The organism is Streptomyces apricus (assembly GCF_008369065.1).
GTDB lineage: Bacteria > Actinomycetota > Actinomycetes > Streptomycetales > Streptomycetaceae > Streptomyces > Streptomyces apricus.
The window spans coordinates 1-2,353 of record NZ_VDFC01000164.1; the positions used below are offsets into that span (position 1 = coordinate 1).

Annotated in this window: 3 protein-coding genes; 1 reads left to right on the forward strand and 2 read right to left on the reverse strand. The window is 70.5% G+C overall.

The window, feature by feature from the left end; translation table 11 throughout:
- Positions 1–921, reverse strand: a 921-nt coding sequence (locus FGF04_RS38855; RefSeq protein ID WP_149516103.1) for a serine/threonine-protein kinase, incomplete at its 3' end; no start/stop codon positions are given.
- Between the two features lie 53 nt (positions 922–974).
- Positions 975–1,604: a GNAT family N-acetyltransferase gene (locus FGF04_RS38860; RefSeq protein WP_188114421.1), complete on the reverse strand. Its 630-nt coding sequence runs from the start codon at positions 1,602–1,604 to the stop codon at positions 975–977.
- 218 nt (positions 1,605–1,822) lie between these two features.
- Here FGF04_RS38860 and FGF04_RS38865 point away from each other — a divergent pair, with 218 nt between their 5' ends.
- The gene (locus tag FGF04_RS38865; RefSeq protein ID WP_149516105.1) at positions 1,823–2,326 is read left to right on the forward strand and encodes a lamin tail domain-containing protein; all 504 of its coding nucleotides are present in this window, start codon (positions 1,823–1,825) and stop codon (positions 2,324–2,326) included.
- The last annotated feature ends 27 nt before the right edge of the window (positions 2,327–2,353 follow it).

Below are 2,353 nucleotides of genomic sequence, written 5' to 3' on the forward strand. Positions count from 1 at the left end.
CTGCGGGGCCTGCGGGGCCTGCGGGGGCGCGAGCCGGTAGGACGTGGTTCCCGTACCCGAGTCCGTGCCCAAATCCGCACGGGACCCGGTCACGACCGACAGCATCCGGTCCAGCGAGCCGGCGTCCGGGCGGGCCGCCGGGTCCTTCACCAGCACCCGCATCAACGCGTCCGTCAGCGGCCCGGCCCTGCGGGGCGGCGGCACGTCCTCGTACAGGACCGCCGCGAGGGTGGCCATCGTCGTGCCGCGGCGCAGCGGGTGCTCGCCCTCGACGGCGGCGTACAGCATCATCGCGAGCGACCACAGGTCCGAGGCCGGTCCGCCGTCGCGGCCCGCGATGCGCTCGGGTGCCATGTAGTCGGGCGTGCCGATGATCGAGCCGGTGGCGGTGAGGGCCGTGGCCTCACGGATCGCCGCGATGCCGAAGTCGGTGAGCACGGGGCGGCCGTCGGGGCGCAGCAGTACGTTGGCGGGCTTGACGTCCCGGTGCTCGATGCCCGCTTCGTGCGCGGCGCGCAGGGCCGCGAGCACCTCCCGTCCGGTTCGTGCCGCCCGGTCGGGGTCCATCGGGCCGCGCTCCAGCAGGTCGGCGAGCGAGCCCCCGCCGACCAGTTCCATCACGATCCAGGGGTACGTCCCCTCGCCCCCGTCGACGATGTGATGGATCGTCACGACGTTCGGGTGGTCGATCCTGGCCAGCGCCCGGGCCTCGCGCAGCACCCGTTCCCGCAGCAACCGGGCGGCCGCCGGGTCGTACTCGGCGAGGTCGACGTCGGGCGGCCGCACCTCCTTGACCGCCACGCTCCGGTGCAGGGCGAGGTCCGTGGCGCGCCAGACCGTGCCCATCCCGCCGCCGCCGAGCCGTGCCTCCAGCCGGAACCGTCCGTCGATGACCCGTCTGCCGGAGTCCGCCTCGCCCATGCGCGGGAGCATAGAGGACGGGTCCGACAGGGCCTCCTCCGGGCGGGCGGACCCTACGGCGGGCCCGCGGCCGTCGACCTGCCGAGGTAGGTGAGGGGGCCGGGGTCCGGCACCGGGATCTCGTGGAAGCCGAGGCGGTCGTAGAAGGCGCGCGCGGCGGTGTTGGCGGTGACCATGCCCAGGTGGACGGCCGGGACCCCGCGGTCGTGCAGGGCGGCCAGGAACGTCCTCATCAGGCCGCGTCCGAAGCCCCGCCGCTGCCAGTCGGGCAGCAGATCGATGTGCAGGTGCGCGGGGTACGCGGCCAGTTCGGGCAGCACCATCCGCTCGGGGGTGTGCAGGAGCTCGACCATCTCCTCGGTGGGGGTCCGGGGCGCCGCCGTGAGCGCGGGATAGCGGTCGGCGACGCGCGGTATCCAGGTCTCGCGGAAGTCCTTCACGAACCGCTGGGTGTCCGCGGTGCCGACGACGTATCCGACCGCGCTGCCCGATCCGTCGTCCAGGACGAAGGCCAGTTCCGGTTCCAGGTGGCAGTAGGGCGCGGCGAAGAGGGTGGGCATCAACTCCTCGTCGGGGTAACGCTGTCGTGAGTCCCCTCCCTCAAATGCGGTCAGCACGCAGACGGTCGCGACCGCGGCGCGGTCGGCGGGACGGTACGGACGGATGCTCGGCTGCGGTCCCATGGGCAGCATCCTGACCGCATTGGGAGCGCTCCCACAAGAGGCGTGAACGAGGTCTCCGCTCTCTCGACCACTCCATGGGAGGAGGCGAACTGCCTGCCGGATACCGTCTTTTATCACACCTCCGCGCCAGAAGACGCATTTCCTCCACACCTTGCACACATGTTTCACGACATGGTTAAGATCCGGGGTCTTGCAGGTTTCCGGAGGGGGAATTTTCCATGCGCAAGCACCCAGTCATAGCCGCGGCCGTCACCGCTGTCACCACCGGCACCCTGGCGGTCGTCGCCGCCGCGCCGGCCCAGGCGGCCGAGTACCAGTCGGCGCTGAAGATCCGCGGCGTCCAGTACGACGCGCCCGGCAGCGACTCCAACAGCTGCGCGAGCGGCAACACGGACGAGGAGTACCTGACGATCAAGAACTACTCGTCGTCCGCCACGATCAACCTGAAGAACTACCTCGTGAAGGACAAGACCGGCAACAGGTTCCTCTTCACCGCGAACCACTACCTGCAGCCCGGCGACTACGTGAAGCTGCGCGGGGGCCACGGCACCGATTCGGACAGCCGCAACGTCGTCTACCGCGACAACTGCAACTTCATGTGGAACAACCCGGGCGACACGATCTACCTCTACAAGCCCGCCGGGAGCCGCTCCGACGTGCACGCCTACACCAAGAGCGGGTCGGACCCCGACCGCGACGGGTACATCCGCTTCCACAGCTGACGCGACGGCGGGCTTGTAGAGGTAGAT

Coding starts and splice junctions, on each gene's coding strand:
- FGF04_RS38865 (WP_149516105.1), top strand. CDS start 1,823: ATGCGCAAGCACCCAGTCATAGCCGCGGCCGTCACCGCTGTCACCACC.
- FGF04_RS38860 (WP_188114421.1), bottom strand. CDS start 1,604: ATGGGACCGCAGCCGAGCATCCGTCCGTACCGTCCCGCCGACCGCGCC.